A 14648-nucleotide genomic window follows, 5' to 3' on the forward strand; every position below is an offset into this window, starting at 1 on the left:
ATTGCTACCTCAATCCTGGAGTTCGGCCTGGGTTTCGACGGGGTCGATCAGCACCGCCTGCTTGCGGCGCACCATCAGGTCGAGGATTTCGTCCTGCTTTTCGCCGAGTACGCCGGCGAAGCTGATGCCGGTGGACTTGCTCGGCGCGAGGAGTTCGACGTTGTAGAGCTCGACCGACAGCGGCGAGTCGATGGACAGCGGCGAGGAGCCGTTGCCGGCGAGCTTGCCGCCCACCAGGATCAGCGAGACCTTGGTGTCGAAGGGGTCGAGCTTGATGTTGCGGTCGGTGTTGGAGAGGTCCTTGATGTGGCCGTAGACGCCGGTGAGGCCATTGGCCGCGGAGAGGTTCTCGTAGAGGCGGATGTTCACGCTGTTGCGCACGCGGATGCCGTGGCGCTGGTTGCTGAGGATCTTGTTGCCCCAGAGCAGGTTGTTCGAGCTCTCGTAGAGGGTGATGCCGTCGGAATGGTTCTGATACACCTCGTTCCAGGCCACGAGGTTGTTCACCGAGTTACGGTCGATGACGATGCCGGAGAGCTTGTTGTCGTAGCTCCGGTTGTTGACGATCCAGCTGTCGTCCACCTCACGGGAGATGATGATGCCGTGCTTCTTCCGGGTCCCGTGCACGGTGTTGTCGGCGATCAGCAGGCGGCGCGAACGGTCGTGCGGGTCGATGCCGTAGACGATGTTGTCGCGGTAGGTGTTGCCCTTGATGACCACATCCTCGGCCTCGAAGCAGTAGAAGCCGTACCAGTGGTCGACGAACTCCGAATCCAGCAGCCAGCCGGTGGGCGCCGGACGCTTCAGGCGCTTGGCCTGGCCCGGGGTGTACTGGGTGATGGAGACGCCATAGGACTTGGAGTTGTCGTAGCCGAGGCTGGTGACTTTGCTGTCGACTATGTACAGCTCGCTGCCGCCCCAGGACACCAGGAACGGACGGAACTCCTCGGGCTTGTTGAACCAGGCCGGGGATTTTTTCGATTCACTCCAGGCGGTGAGCCGGGTGCTGGTGATGAACAGCTTGCCGTCGTTGACCAGGAACGCGCCGCGCTCCTGGGACAGGCGGAAATCCTTCGTCTCCTTGCCGATCTGCAGGCTCGCGCCATGAGCCACCACCAGCGGCAGGCGGGCGATGTAGGCGCCCGGTTCGGTCTCGCTGAACTGGCTGTCGGGCAGTGCCCTGGCCAGGTCCGCCGGAGTCACGTAGCCGCCTTCGATGAAGATCGCCTGGGGCATGCCCTGTTGGCGCTTGACCCATTCGCGCAGGCGCTCGTTGCCACCGGTGAAGTCTTTCAACGCATCCTGCTGGAGCATGCGCCTGACTACCACGCGGCCGCGGGTCTGGCGGTCGATCTTCGCCTCCACTGCCTGGGCGGTATAGCCCGACAGTTCCGGCACCTTGGGGGCCTCCAGCTTCAACTGGGATGCGTCGGCGGTGATCACCTTGTAGTTCTTGATTTCCTTGAGCACCTGGACCTGCTCCGCGCCCTGTACCCAGGGCGCGGCGAACTGCAGGGCGCCGAGCATGACGCCACCCGCCAGCAGTGTGGTTCCCATGCCACGTTTCATGGCTGTTCCTCCCTTGCGCCGGATGAGCATCAGAAGCGCCAGATAAAATCGACGAAGGCGCGGTGCATCAGCGAGTCGGTGCCGCTGCCATAGGCATCGCCCGGCTTGAACACGCCGCCACGGAAGCGCACCAGGGCCGAGCGCTCGTCCAGGTGCTCGGCCATGGAGGCCGGCAGCAGGCCCTGCTTGAAGTAGCGGGTGACCACCAGATCCATCTCCTGGCCGATGTCTTTCTCGCCGTCTTCAAGCGGCGCGATGATCCCGCTCTGGCCCACGTCCTGGTTGTCGTCGACCCGCCAGAAGCGGTGGTAAACGACGCTGGCGTCGTAGTCCTCGCCCATCTGCCAGGAAGTGAAGGCAGTGGCCACCTGGAGGTTGCTCAGCTCGCCCCGGAAGGCTTCGCCGAAGCGGTGCATGCGCGCCTCGGTGCCGGTGAAGTTGGAGCGGTTGCTTTCCAGGCCGGTCTGGCGGAACTGCTCGGAGCTGTCGTTATCGCCGCCGCCGCTGCCACGGGCGTAGGCGCCGCCGAGTTTCCACTGGTCGTTGAGGTTCCAGCGCAGGCCGAGGTCCATCGCCCAGGCGTCGACATCGACGTTGCGACTGCCGTTGGCGAGGGTCTGGTTGCCCACGGTCGACTGCTGCAGTTCGTCTACGTCGCCGGTCAGCCAGGTGGCCTGGGCCCAGTAGTTCAGCGGCAGGGTGGAGCGGCGGTCGAAGAAGCCGCCGTCGGCTTCCAGGCCCAGCCAGGTCAGGTCGCCAGTGGTGCGCTTGTCGAGTTCATCCACTTCCTCGCCCACGTTGGGCAGGTCGCCGTTGTCGCGGCTGTGATGCAGCTTGGCGCCGACCCAGTGGCCGGGTCGCCACTGGGTGGAAATGTCGCCGAAGAAATGCTGGCGGTCCTCGTCTTCCGGGGCCAGTTCATCGATATCGGTGCGGTAGTCGCTGAAGCGCTCGGCGACGCCGGCGTGGGCGCGCAGCAGGGTGGTGTCGAAGCTCCAGCGCAGGGCCTCGATGTTGGTGTCCCACCAGGTGCCTTCCTCGCTGCGGACGCGCTGGCGGCCGAAGCGCAGGTGCTCGCCCGGGTAGGCGGTCAGGCCGCCGTAGTCGACCCAGAACTCGCGCATGGCCAGGTAGCTCTTGTCCGGTTCGCGACCGTTGTTGCGCTGGCCGGCGTCGGCTTCGATGTCACCGGATTCCAGGGTGTCGGTTTCGACGATATCGGTGGCGGTGACCGCCTGGCCCATGGCGAAGGCGCTCCAGTCGCCACGCTCGCCGTATACCCAGGGACGCAGGTCGAGGCCGATACCATTGACGTCGCCGCCGTCGCGGGTACCGAGGTCGCGGTCGTCTTCGGATTGGGCGGTGATCTTCACGTCCAGGCCGAAGTTCTTGCCGTCGGGCTCGGCGGCATGGGCGACGCCCGTCGCCAGCAGGGACAGGCCCAGGCCTGCCGTGATCCAGGGATTCTTGTTCATCTTGCTTCCTTCGTTCGCCTTGTTGGGCTTCGCTTCGCTCTGCGCCAACCTGCGGGGGAGCTGCGCACGGATGTTCATAGGCTGCTCATCTGGGTAGCCGGCGCGGGAGCGCCGCGTGTGTCGCGCTCTTCGCGCAGCAGTTGCGCGGCGCGGGCGCGTTCGGCCGGCGGCAGTTGCTGTTCCACGCGTTGCGCCAGTTCCAGGGCCTGCGGGGTGTTCTTGGGCAGGGCCAGTTGGCTGAAGACGTAGGCGTTGACCAGGTTCGGCTGAATGCCCTTGCCCTGGGCGTACATCTGGCCAAGGGCGAAGTCGGCGTTGATCTGGCCGTTGCGGGCGGCACTGAGCAGGTGGTCCAGCGCTTTGTCCGGGGCGATATCGCCCAGGTAGCCGCGCAGGTAGATCTGGCCCAGCAGGTAGTTGGCGGTGGGTTCGGTGGGGGCGGCCTTGAGCAGGTGCTCCTCGGCCTTCTTCGGGTCCAGGGGTACCAGCTTGCCTTCGTAGTAGAGGCGGCCCAGCAGCAGCTCGGCGCGGGGCTGCGAGGCGGCGCGGCCTTTCTCCAGGTAGCCCAGCATCTGCTCGGTGTCGCCCTGGCCCGGGTATTCGTAGATCAGCTTGGCCAGGCTCACCCAGGCGGCCGGGTAAGCGGGCACCAGCGCTTCCAGCAGTTCCTTGGCCTTGTCGTCGTCCGGCTTGCCAATGTCGGCGTCAGCCAGGACCTGGGCCACCGATTCCACGCGCTGGGCGGGGATACGACCGGCACGGTGGCCGGCCATCAGGCCATCCAGCAACTTCTGCTGGGCATCGGCCTTGCCTTGCTTCTGGTAGACGGTGGCCAGTTCGACGTAGCAGACGTCGGCAAGCGACAGGTTGGCGGTACAGATGCGCTCGATCTCGGCCAGGTGCTGATCGTAGGTGCCCTGGGTGCGATAGAAGAGAATCTGCGCCAGCTCCGCCTGTGTGTGGCCCTCGACGCGCCACTGGGCGATGCGCGCCGGCACGTTCACCGACGGGAAGTCCTGCGGGTATTGCAGGTAGAGCATCACCAGCGGCAGCAGGCTGCTTTCTTCACCGGCTTCGAAGGATTCCTCCAGCAGTTGCGCGGTTTCGCGGCGCTCTGCCTGGCTCAGCTCGGTCTTGCGCGCCAGCAGCTTGCCGAGGCGGGCCTTGGCGCGGGGCGACTGGTCCATGGCCTGGCGATAGGTCTGCTCGGCCTTCTGCAACTGCTCGGGGTCGCCGCTGGCCACCTGCAAGTCGGCCAGGCCGACCGCGGCATCGGCATAGCCGAGCTCGGCCAGTTGACGGAAGTTCTGCTCGGCGGTGCTGTTGTCACCGCGTTTCAACGCTTCGCGGGCGAGGCGTTCGTCGGGCAGTCCGGCGCAGCCGGCCAGGGCGATTGCCGCGGCCAGCAGCAGGACGGGAGTGGCGTGATGGGCCATGGCTGTGCCCTCCTCAGAAGCCTGCCGCCAGGGCACGGTCGATCAGCCAGTCGAGGGACGGGCCGCGATCGATGCTGACGTCCACCGGCTGGCCGGCGAGGTTGCTGGGCAGCGGCTCGTCGGGCTGGATGGTGGCGCGGATGTCGGCGGACATGCTGCCGTCATGCAGGTTGCTGCTGAGGATCTTGCCGTGGCGCGCCTGGTCTTCGCCGGCCACCTGGAAGGTGACGCGTGCCCCCGGCTTGGCCTGGGCAATGTTGCGGAAGGGGAAGCGCGCCTGCACGGTGGCGAGGCTGTCCTGGGGCACCAACTCGAAGATCACGTCGCCCTTGCTGGCGAACTGGCCGTCGGCGACGAGCTGACGGGCGATCTTGCAGTTGCAGGGGCTGGTGAGGGTGCCCTTCATCTGCTTGCCGAACAGTTCCTCGACGTTTTTCGGCGTGAGCTGGTCGTCGGTCAGGTGGCCCTTGAGCATCTCCAGCATGGTGGCGCTGAAGGAGGCGATGGGGGCGCCTTTCTCCACGCTCGCATCCGGTCCCACCAGGCTCTGCACGGTGCCTTCTCGGGGCATGGTGACCTGCATGGACGGCACCGCCACCATGGCCGAGTCGGCGTGGGTGACGAAGTAGAGGCCGTAGAGGGAATTGAGAATGTAGGCGAAGGCGCCGACGCCGACGCCGAAGATGCCGGTACTGAAGGTCACGGCCTTCAGGCGGGCCAGGGGGCCCATGCCGCCACCGGCGCCGCCCTTGCGCGGCTTGGTGAAGTTCTCACGTTGCAGGGTATTGAGCAGGTCGCCCGCGCTGACCAGTTCGCCCGAGAGGTGGGCGCTGATCAGGTAGCGCAGGGTGGCGATGTCTCGTGGCTGCAAGCTGTGGAAAACGCAGCCGACGCGTTCGTGGCGAGCATCCACCGCACGCACCTGGAACTCGATGTCCAGGCCCAGGCTGAGGCCGTCGATCTGGAACATCAGGCGGCCCTTGTGATGGTCGCCAACGTTGGCGCTGGAGCGCCCGGCGGTGAAGGCGAAGCCACCGGCGGAGACGTCCAGCAGCGATGCCTCGAAGCGCTCGCCACGGGCGATGTAGCGGATCTTGCCGGGGATTTTCACCCGCGCGTGCTGGCGCTGGGCTTCGGACTCATGCACCACATTGAGATTGACGGCTGTATTCATGGCTTCGATTCCTGTCAGGTTCCTTGTGCTCACACGATCGCCAGCAGCGTGGCGATGAATACGCTGGTTGCGGAAAAGGTCATGGCGCGTGAGGACCAGGTGTTGAACCAGCGCGAGAAGCTGGCGAGGTCACGGTTGAGCTTGGTGTTCTGGCGGGTCCAGGACTGCTGGTCGAGGCGGAAGAAGACGTAGATCTTCACCAGCGCCCCGACGATCTGGTTGTAATAGAGGATCAAGGGATAGGCCGGCCCGATCCGGTGGCCGCTGATGCTCAGGAGCAACGTCAGGACCAGCCGGGTGAGGCCGATCCACAGCAGGTACACCAGCAGGTAGGCGATGCTGTACTTCAGGCTGGCGATGATCGCCACGGCCAGGCCCAGCAGGCAGGTCCACATCGAGGCGCGCTGGTCTGACAGCACCACGGTGGTGAACCAGCCGAGGCGGCGGGGCCCCAGCGCCAGGGCGCGGGAGTTCTGCCGCAGGTTGTTGCCGTACCAGCGGAACATCAGCTTGCGGCTGGCCTTGATGAAGCTCTTCTCCGGTGGGTGCTCGACCGTGTTGATGGCGGCATCCGGCACGTAGAAGGTGTCGTAGCCCAGGCGCATCAGGCTGTACCAGCTGGACTTGTCGTCACCGGTGAGGAACTGGAAACGACCCAGGCGCCAGTGGTCCAGGTGATCGCTTTCCACATCGGCGATGAAGTCCGGGTCGGTTACCACCTGGGCACGAAACACCGACATGCGACCGGTCATGGTCAGCACGCGCTTGCTGAGGGCCATCGAGCACATGTTGAGGTGGCGCTGGGCGAAGCGCAGCTTGTGCCACTCGCTCATGATGTAGCTGCCGCGTACCTCGCAGAACTCGTTGGTGGTGAGGCCGCCGACATTGGGGAACAGTTTGAACCAGGGCACGGTCTTCCTCACCACGCCTTCGGCCAGCACCGTGTCGCCGTCGATCACCGCCACCACCGCGTCAGGCGCCGGCAGGTGCCGGGAAATGGCACGGAAGCCGTAGGCCAGGCCGTCGCGCTTGCCGGTACCGGGAATGCGCACGAAGTCCAGCTTGACCCGCGACGGTGGTGCGAGCTTCGCCCAGAGGTTTTTCACCAGCAGCTCATCGGACAGCTCGACGATGGAGCAGACGACGGTGGTCGGGTAGCCGCAGTCGATCGCTTCCTGGATCACCGAGCGGTAGACCATGGCGGTGGTCAGCGCTTCGATGCGGAAGCTCGTCACCATCAGGAATACGTGGGACGGGTCCGCCGCGTCGCCGAGCCTGGCCAGGCGCCGCTTGTACCAGGGGTAGACGATGTAGAGGAACAGCGTGCCGCGCACGAAGTGCAGGGCACCCATGGAATAGCGCCAAATGCCCACAGCCCCGATCAGCAGCAGGAAGTGCCTCGAATCGGGGTCGAATACGGACTTCGGCAGTGCCAGTGCCAGCAGCATCAGTGCGATGAGGTAGAACAGCCAGCCCGAGGCTTCGAGCAGGCCATGCTTGATCTTGTCCATAGAGTCGTCCTGGGCTCGTTGGGCGTGCCCCCTTCCCGACGGAAGGGGGCAGGGCGCTTACCAGCAGATCCCCTCGGCGTTGCCTTGGGTGCCCTTGGGCATGAAGCCCACCAGGTCGATCACCTGCTTGCCGGCTGGCGCCTGTTGCGCCAGTGGAGCGAACAGTTCGTCACGGTTGCCCAGGACGATGATGTCGGCCTTGTTGACCACCGCGTCGAAGTTGCTGTCCAGCAGCGAGGACACGTGGGGGATCTTCGACTCGATGTAGTCCTTGTTGGCGCCGTGGACGCGGGCGTACTCGACATTGCGGTCGTAGATGCTGAGGTCGAAGCCCTTGCCGATCAGCATTTCGGCCAGCTCCACCAGCGGGCTTTCGCGCAGGTCGTCGGTTCCAGCCTTGAAGGACAGGCCGAGCAGGGCGATCTTGCGTTTGTCGTGGCCGGCGATGATGTCGAAGGCCTTCTGCACCTGGCCGGCGTTGCTGCGCATCAGCGAGCCGATCAGGGGCGAATCCACGTCCAGGGAGGTAGCGCGGTAGTTCAGTGCACGCACGTCCTTGGGCAGGCAGGAGCCGCCGAAGGCGAAGCCCGGACGCATGTAGTACTTGGACAGGTTGAGCTTGTTGTCCTGGCAGACCACATCCATCACTTCACGGCCATCGACGCCAACGGCCTTGGCGATGTTGCCGATCTCGTTGGCGAAGGTGACCTTGGCCGCGTGCCAGACGTTACAGGTGTACTTGATCATCTCGGCCACTTCGATGTCCTTGCGGATGATCGGTGCGTCGAGTTCGCGGTAAAGGGTTTCCAGTACGTCGCCGGCGGCCTTGTCCAGCTCGCCGATGACGGTCATGGGCGGGTAGTCGTAGTCCTTGATCGCGGTGCTCTCGCGCAGGAACTCGGGGTTCACCGCCACGCCGAAGTCCACGCCGGCCTTCTTGCCGGAGCAGTCTTCGATGATCGGGATCACCACGTTCTTCACGGTGCCCGGCAGCACGGTGCTGCGCACGACGACGGTGTGGCGCTCGGCCTTGTCGCGCAGGGCAAAACCGATCTCGCGGCAGACGCCTTCGATGTAGTCCAGCGACAGGTCGCCGTTCTTCTTGCTCGGGGTGCCGACGCAGATGAAGGACACCTGGGTGTTGCGAACGGCACCGGCGACATCGGTGGTGCCACGCAGTCGGCCAGACTTCACGCCTTGCTGTAGAAGTTCTTCCAGACCCGGTTCGACAATGGGCGATTTGCCATTGTTGATCAGGTCGATCTTGGTCTGAGAAACGTCGATACCGACAACTTCATGACCACGAGCAGAGAGGCAGCCGGCGCACACTGCGCCAACATAGCCCAAACCGAAGATGCTGATTTGCATCGTATTTACCTCGTCCATTCAGCACGCTGTTTAATATGTGACGTTAGTGCCACTTCCATTTGCACCGTTATGCCGCAGTTGCAACTTGGCAGTGCACAGGCATGAGTAATACCGGACGCCAAAGTTAGGGCGCCTGAACTGGGCATGTCGCAACGCTTGCCCGGGTAGAGTCCTGAGCTGATCGCCGCAATGGCTCTGGCTCGTTGGTTTTGTCCAGTAGGTCGAGTTTGTTGCGCTTCTCCTTAATAAACTTATTTGGCTTTCGCCAGATAAAAACTACCCCTCGGCCTGGCGCCGATAGTTAATAAGGCAGTTTGAGATCACACCGAAAGGTGGTGTGAAGAATTAAGTCACGGGGGTATGAGTGTCTGGCTTTTCGGATAGTTCCTACCGTTCGTCCCGGATTTTACTTATTGCAGTTTTTTGGCTGCGTGCCGTATCTGGCTGGCGGCACTCTCAGAGTTGGCGTGCTCTGGAAAAGTTCCAGGTTATGCAAATTGCAGGTTTTGAGTGATTGCATTTTGCAAGTTGGCCACTATTAGAGAGTAAGTTGGCCAGTATCAAATTAGAGTTTGTGCCGGCCATTTGATTTTGAAGTGATATTGAAATCCACGATGGCCATTTAATTGCGTGGCGGGACGGGTAGGGTGCGCTGTGCGCACCACCGGGGCTTGCGGGATGCGGGCGTGGTGCGCACGGTGTTCAGCCGGGATAGATGGGTAACGCTTGTCGGGAGACATGGGTAACGGGTTGATGATCATGTCTTGCCCGGTCTCAAGTCGACTTGGCGCAGGGTCTTGTGGATGAACACCACATCGTAGACGCCATCGACGGCGGTGGGGCGGAGAGCGACGCGTTCCCCGTACAGCCCCCCGCCGACGAACAGGCTGCGTCCCTGGAAACTGACCTGGCCGACGCGGCCGACCTTGAGCACCCGGTCGCCCGGTTCGTAGTCCAGTTCAGGCAATTGCTCCGGGTAGCTGCGCCGGCTTGGCTGGTAGCGCGTGATCGGTGGCAGTTGGCCCAGCGCCTCATGCGGGCGGTCGTGGTTGTACTGCTCCCGCCAGTGCGCCATCGCCTGCTGGCAGTGCGCCAAGTCGCGAAACGAGCGCTGCAGTAACTCGCGCTTGAGTGTCTGGTGGAAGCGTTCCAGCTTGCCCTGGGTCTGCGGATGATGAGGGCGGCTGTGGCTGACCTCGATGCCGAGCCGCATCAGCCAGACCTCCAGGGCGGACAGGCCGCCCGCGATGTTCGAGCCCCAGGGCGGACCGTTGTCGGCGGTGATCCGGCGCGGTAGGCCATAGCGGCGAAAGACCTGGATCAGGTGCGGTCGAACCAGTTCGAGGCGCTCGCCCTCGCAGGCCTCCAGGCAGAGGGCAAAGCGTGAGTGATCATCCAACAGCGTCAACGGGTGGCAGCGCGACGAGCGGCCGTCGGCGAGCGGGAAGTGGCCCTTGAAGTCCATCTGCCAGAGCTCGTTCGGCTGGCAGTGCTCGAAGCGCTGCGTGGCCGGAGCTTCGGCCTCCTCGGCGTGGTAGCGCACCCGGCAACCATGGCGGCGGAGGATGGCGTCGAGGGTGCTGTGGTGGGGACGCTCGAACGCGGCCGGCAGCAGGCCGCGCAGCTTGCGGGCGCCCCAATACGGGAAACGGTGGTGCAACTGCACCACCGCCTGTTCCAAGTCCGGGTCGCTGCGCCCAGGGCTGTGCAACGGCCGGCGTGAGCGCTCCTGCAACCCCGCATCGCCGTGCTCGCGGTGGCGCTGTAACCATTTGTAGGCGGTTTTCGGGCTGATGCCGTAGCGCCGACACAGCTCCCGCACGTTGCTCTGCGGTTGTTCGGCCAACCGCACAAACTCGCGTCGAATCGACATGGTGGTGCACTCCTGCCACGGCATCGCTCGAACTCCAGAGTCGAAGGATTCCGTAAGCCTAAATGCGTTACCCATGTCTCCCGACACCCGTTACCTATGTCCCCCGGCTGAACACACGGCGCACCCTACGGATGGGCCTGTGCGCGCCGGAAACGAAAACCCCGCCGTTGCGGCGGGGTTCTGTCATTTCACTCCTGCGGTTCGTCGCGCAGGAACACCAGGCTGTCCGGCTTGGAGTGCTCCACGGAGTAGCGGTAGCCCTGGTAGTTGAAGTCCTTGAGGTCTTCCGGGTCCTGCAGGCGCTCCTTGATCACGTAGCGGGCCATCAGGCCGCGGGCCTTCTTGGCGTAGAAGCTGATGATCTTGTACTGGCCGTTTTTCAGGTCCTTGAATTCGGTGTCGATGATGCGGGCGTTCAGGGCCTTGCGCTTGACCGAGCTGAAGTATTCGTTGGAGGCCAGGTTGAGCAGGATGTTGTCACCCTGGGCCGTCAGGGCTTCGTTCAGCCAGCCGCTGATTCGCTCGCCCCAGAAGGCGTACAGGTCCTTGCCGCGCGCGTTGGCCAGCTTGGTGCCCATTTCCAGGCGGTAAGGTTGCATCAGGTCCAGCGGTCGCAGCAGGCCGTAGAGGCCCGAGAGCATGCGCAGGTGCTGCTGGGCGAAATCGAAGTCATTTTCGCTGAAGTCCTCGGCATTCAGGCCGGTGTAGACGTCGCCCTTGAAGGCCAGCAGGGCCTGCTTGGCGTTGTCCGGGGTGAAGTCCGGGTGCCAGCTGCCGTAGCGGGCAGCGTTGAGGCCGGCGAGCTTGTCGGACAGGTGCATCAGTTCGGCGATCTGCGCGGGGCTGAGTTCGCGCAATTGCTGGATCAGCATCTGGGCGTGGTCGAGGAACTCAGGCTGGGTATGGCGCGAGGTGACCGGCGGGGTGTCGTAGTCCAGGGTCTTGGCGGGGGAAATCACCAGCAGCATCGAATCGTCTCCTTCGGGAATGCGACGATTCTAGGGATTTGCGCGTGCAGGCTCCACCTATCCCACCGATAGGCAGACTGGATGCAGCAGCCGGGACGACCGTCGGGAGCGGGAAAGTCGGGGAGATTCGGGGGAAGCGGACTTTCGACTTTAACGGGCGTTTTCCTACCCGCCAAGGGCTTTCTTTCAGGGTGTGAAAAAAGATCCGAACCATTCAAAAAGTTCTTTTTTCTGTCATCCCAAATGGAGTATTAAAAAACCAGACCGCCGAACCCTGCAGACAGGTGGCGGCCATCGGCCCTCACCTTGTTGGCACCTTCTCCCGCCCGGCTTGAATCGGAACGGGGAGGTCGGCGGCCCTCCGCGGCGGAGCGCCTGCCTGGCATTCCGTCGCCTGGCCCTATAAGAAGGTGACCGAGTATGGATGACCACGGACGCTCCCGCCCTACCGCTCCAACCTTGTATGCGCTCGACACCAACGTCCTGATCCACGATCCCAACGCGCTGTTCAATTTCCAGGAACACCACGTCGCCATCCCGATGACCGTGCTGGAGGAACTGGACAAGCTCAAGACCGGCAAGCAGGGCGTTGCCGCGGAATGCAGGCAGGCCATCCGTAACATCGACAAGATCCTCAGTGGCGCCACGCCCGAGGAAGTGGAGCACGGTGTACCCATCCAGCGCGAGAAGAGCGGCCCTTGCGGCTTCCTCTCGATCCTCATGAGCAAACGCGCAGCCCCGATCACCTGGCTGCCGGAAGACCTCAACGACAACAAGATCATCAACCAACTGGTGGAGCTGAAGAGCCGCAAGCCGGGCATGTCCGTGGTGCTGGTGACCAAGGACATCAACATGCGCCTGAAGGCGCGGGCTTGCGGGATCGACTCGGAGGACTACCACACCGACCAGCTGGTGGACGACGTCTCGCTGCTGTCCCGCGGCTACCACGAAATGCCGGGCTCCTTCTGGGACCGCGTGAGCAAGGTCGAGACCCGTCAGGACCACGGGCGTACCTGGCACCGGGTCCAGCTCACCGACAACCTGCCGGCGGTGCACATCAACGAGTTCATCGTCGACGAGCAGGGTTTCGTTGGCTGGATCAAGGGCATCAAGGCCGATGAACTGCTGATTCTCGATCTGCACCAGGAGCCCCTGCTGCACCAGGAAGCCTGGGGCCTGCGCCCGCGTGATGTGTACCAGGCGCTGGCGCTCTACGCACTGCTGGACCCGGATATCCACCTGGTCAACCTCAGCGGCGCGGCGGGTTCGGGCAAGACCATCCTGGCGCTGGCCGCGGCTATCGAGCAGACCATGGTCAGCAAGCGCTATCGCCGCATCATCGCCACCCGCAGCGTGCAGGGCCTGGATCAGGAGATCGGCTTCCTGCCTGGCACCGAGGCGGAGAAGATGGAACCCTGGCTGGGGGCGATCACCGACAACCTAGAAGCGCTGCATATGGAGGACGAGAACACCCACGGCAGCGTGGACTACATCCTCAGCAAGGTTCCGCTGCAGTTCAAATCCCTGAACTACATCCGTGGCCGTAGCTTCCAGCAGAGCCTGATCATCATCGACGAGTGCCAGAACCTGACGCCGCACCAGATGAAAACCATCATCACCCGTGCCGGCACCGGGTCCAAGGTGATCTGCCTGGGCAACCTGGCGCAGATCGACACCCCTTACCTTTCCGCGCCCAGCTCGGGCCTGACCTACCTGACCGAACGCTTCAAGGACTTCCCCCACGGCGTGCATATCACCCTCCAGGGTGTGCCGCGCTCCGTGCTGGCCGAGTTCGCCGAAGCCCATATGTGACCTTCATCTCCCGCCGGGCGGCAGCTGCCGCCCGGTGTGGGTTTCTGTATACAATCTGTCTCCTGTCCGAGGAGACTTGCAGTGCTTACCCATCTCGATTCCCAGGGGCGCGCCAACATGGTCGACGTCACCGACAAGTCGGTGACGTCCCGTGAGGCGACGGCCGAAGCCCGTGTGCGCATGCGCCCGGAAACCCTCTCCATGATCCAGTCCGGCGGCCACCCCAAGGGCGACGTGTTTGCCGTGGCGCGCATTGCCGGCATCCAGGCGGCGAAAAAAACCTCCGATCTGATCCCCCTGTGCCATCCGCTGATGCTCACCAGCGTCAAGGTGGAGCTGGAAGCGGAAGGGGACGACTGCGTGCGCATCGTTGCCCGCTGCAAGCTGGCCGGGCAGACCGGGGTGGAAATGGAGGCGCTGACCGCCGCCAGTGTCGCCGCCCTGACGATCTACGACATGTGCAAGGCCGTGGACCGCGGCATGACCATCGAAAACGTTCGCCTGCTGGAAAAGCTGGGCGGCAAGAGCGGCCACTACCAGGCCGGGGAGTAATAATGATTCGCGTGCAGTATTTCGCCCGTTACCGTGAAGCGCTCGGCATCGAAGGCGAGCAGCTCAACTGGGACCCGGCGTTCGCGAAGCTGGATGACCTGCGTCAGCACCTGCTGGCCCGTGGCGGCGTGTGGGAGGTGCTCGCCGAGCAGAACCTGATGTGCGCTCGCAACCAGGAACTGTGCAGCCTGGACGAGGCCCTGAGCGACGGTGACGAGGTCGCTTTCTTTCCCACGGTTACCGGAGGCTGAGATGGCCGTTCGCGTGCAGGAAACCGCTTTCGATCCCGGTGTTGAGCTCAATGCACTGCACGCGGCCAATGTCGGCATTGGCGCAGTGGTCGGCTTCGTCGGCTACGTGCGCGATTTCAACGACGGCCAGAACGTGGCGGGCATGTTTCTCGAGCACTATCCGGGCATGACCGAGAAGGCCCTGGAGCAGATCGCGGTCGAGGCCCGTACCCGCTGGCCGCTGCTCAATGTGGATATCCTCCACCGCGTCGGCCGCCTGGAGCCGGGCGAGCCTATCGTCTTCGTCGGCACCGCAAGCGCACACCGCCAGGCGGCATTCGACGCCTGCAATTTCATCATGGACTTCCTCAAGACCCGCGCGCCGTTCTGGAAGAAGGAAGACACCGCCCAGGGCCCGCGCTGGGTGGAAGGGCGCTGCAGCGACAAGGCGGCTGCCGAGCGCTGGGAATGACCCGATTGGGGATAGCTTTTCTGTAGGGGCGAATTTATTCGCCAAGGGCTGCGCAGCAGCCCCATGGGTGTCTGAAGGGCGGACCTTCGGCCCGCTTGGCGAATGAATTCGCCCCTACAAGGTTCTGAGCAAGCCTGGCGATTGCCGGGCTTTTTCATGGGTCATTGACGATCTGTACATTTTAGTCCAGCATGGACTCACAAGTACA

The 14648-nt window shown here is 63.7% G+C and carries 12 protein-coding genes; 4 read left to right on the plus strand and 8 right to left on the minus strand.

Annotation, left to right across the window (positions count from 1 at the left end; translation table 11 throughout):
* Positions 1-9: 9 nt before the first annotated feature.
* The 8 genes from algG to yaaA all read right to left on the minus strand — a co-directional run bounded on the left by algG (position 10) and on the right by yaaA (position 11374).
* Positions 10-1557 carry a mannuronan 5-epimerase AlgG gene (algG, locus tag THL1_RS06290; protein ID WP_069086429.1) on the minus strand — a complete coding sequence of 516 codons (1548 nt, stop codon included), beginning with the start codon at positions 1555-1557 and terminating at the stop codon, positions 10-12.
* A gap of 41 nt (positions 1558-1598) precedes the next feature.
* Complete coding sequence (locus THL1_RS06295) at positions 1599-3044, minus strand: alginate export family protein (protein WP_069086430.1); 1446 nt, start codon at positions 3042-3044, stop codon at positions 1599-1601.
* 74 nt (positions 3045-3118) lie between these two features.
* Complete coding sequence (gene algK / locus THL1_RS06300) at positions 3119-4480, minus strand: alginate biosynthesis TPR repeat lipoprotein AlgK (protein WP_069082456.1); 1362 nt, start codon at positions 4478-4480, stop codon at positions 3119-3121.
* A 13-nt stretch (positions 4481-4493) separates the two neighbouring features.
* Complete coding sequence (locus THL1_RS06305; protein WP_069082457.1) at positions 4494-5654, minus strand: alginate biosynthesis protein Alg44; 1161 nt, start codon at positions 5652-5654, stop codon at positions 4494-4496.
* A 29-nt stretch (positions 5655-5683) separates the two neighbouring features.
* Entirely contained in the window at positions 5684-7165 is a 1482-nt protein-coding gene (gene alg8, locus THL1_RS06310; protein WP_069082458.1) for a mannuronan synthase, read from the minus strand.
* Between the two features lie 57 nt (positions 7166-7222).
* Positions 7223-8533: a GDP-mannose 6-dehydrogenase gene (gene algD, locus THL1_RS06315; RefSeq protein WP_069082459.1), complete on the minus strand. Its 1311-nt coding sequence runs from the start codon at positions 8531-8533 to the stop codon at positions 7223-7225.
* A gap of 757 nt (positions 8534-9290) precedes the next feature.
* Positions 9291-10430, minus strand: a complete 1140-nt coding sequence (locus THL1_RS06320; RefSeq protein WP_069081451.1) for an IS481 family transposase — start codon at positions 10428-10430, stop codon at positions 9291-9293.
* 164 nt (positions 10431-10594) lie between these two features.
* Positions 10595-11374 (minus strand): peroxide stress protein YaaA, encoded by a 780-nt coding sequence (gene yaaA / locus THL1_RS06325; RefSeq protein WP_069082460.1) that lies wholly within the window; start codon positions 11372-11374, stop codon positions 10595-10597.
* 420 nt (positions 11375-11794) lie between these two features.
* On the opposite strand from yaaA, the gene THL1_RS06330 reads away from it, so the two are divergent.
* From THL1_RS06330 to moaE, 4 genes are all read left to right on the plus strand, one after another.
* Positions 11795-13186 (plus strand): PhoH family protein, encoded by a 1392-nt coding sequence (locus THL1_RS06330; protein WP_069082461.1) that lies wholly within the window; start codon positions 11795-11797, stop codon positions 13184-13186.
* A gap of 81 nt (positions 13187-13267) precedes the next feature.
* The gene (gene moaC, locus THL1_RS06335) at positions 13268-13738 is read left to right on the plus strand and encodes a cyclic pyranopterin monophosphate synthase MoaC (protein ID WP_069082462.1); all 471 of its coding nucleotides are present in this window, start codon (positions 13268-13270) and stop codon (positions 13736-13738) included.
* A gap of 2 nt (positions 13739-13740) precedes the next feature.
* A complete protein-coding gene (locus THL1_RS06340) occupies positions 13741-13989 on the plus strand; it encodes a MoaD/ThiS family protein (protein ID WP_069082463.1) in 249 nt (82 codons plus the stop codon).
* Position 13990: 1 nt separating this feature from the next.
* The gene (gene moaE / locus THL1_RS06345) at positions 13991-14440 is read left to right on the plus strand and encodes a molybdopterin synthase catalytic subunit MoaE (protein ID WP_069082464.1); all 450 of its coding nucleotides are present in this window, start codon (positions 13991-13993) and stop codon (positions 14438-14440) included.
* Positions 14441-14648 lie beyond the last annotated feature (208 nt).

It is taken from the genome of Pseudomonas sp. TCU-HL1 (assembly GCF_001708505.1).
Taxonomy (GTDB): Bacteria; Pseudomonadota; Gammaproteobacteria; order Pseudomonadales; family Pseudomonadaceae; genus Metapseudomonas.

Bases quoted from the DNA above. Each gene is read 5' to 3' on its own strand.
- THL1_RS06305 (WP_069082457.1), bottom strand. From the start codon at position 5,654: ATGAATACAGCCGTCAATCTCAATGTGGTGCATGAGTCCGAAGCCCAG.
- algG (WP_069086429.1), bottom strand. From the start codon at position 1,557: ATGGGAACCACACTGCTGGCGGGTGGCGTCATGCTCGGCGCCCTGCAG.
- THL1_RS06340 (WP_069082463.1), top strand. From the start codon at position 13,741: ATGATTCGCGTGCAGTATTTCGCCCGTTACCGTGAAGCGCTCGGCATC.
- algK (WP_069082456.1), bottom strand. From the start codon at position 4,480: ATGGCCCATCACGCCACTCCCGTCCTGCTGCTGGCCGCGGCAATCGCC.
- THL1_RS06330 (WP_069082461.1), top strand. From the start codon at position 11,795: ATGGATGACCACGGACGCTCCCGCCCTACCGCTCCAACCTTGTATGCG.
- moaE (WP_069082464.1), top strand. From the start codon at position 13,991: ATGGCCGTTCGCGTGCAGGAAACCGCTTTCGATCCCGGTGTTGAGCTC.
- THL1_RS06295 (WP_069086430.1), bottom strand. From the start codon at position 3,044: ATGAACAAGAATCCCTGGATCACGGCAGGCCTGGGCCTGTCCCTGCTG.
- algD (WP_069082459.1), bottom strand. From the start codon at position 8,533: ATGCAAATCAGCATCTTCGGTTTGGGCTATGTTGGCGCAGTGTGCGCC.
- alg8 (WP_069082458.1), bottom strand. From the start codon at position 7,165: ATGGACAAGATCAAGCATGGCCTGCTCGAAGCCTCGGGCTGGCTGTTC.
- THL1_RS06320 (WP_069081451.1), bottom strand. From the start codon at position 10,430: ATGCCGTGGCAGGAGTGCACCACCATGTCGATTCGACGCGAGTTTGTG.
- yaaA (WP_069082460.1), bottom strand. From the start codon at position 11,374: ATGCTGCTGGTGATTTCCCCCGCCAAGACCCTGGACTACGACACCCCG.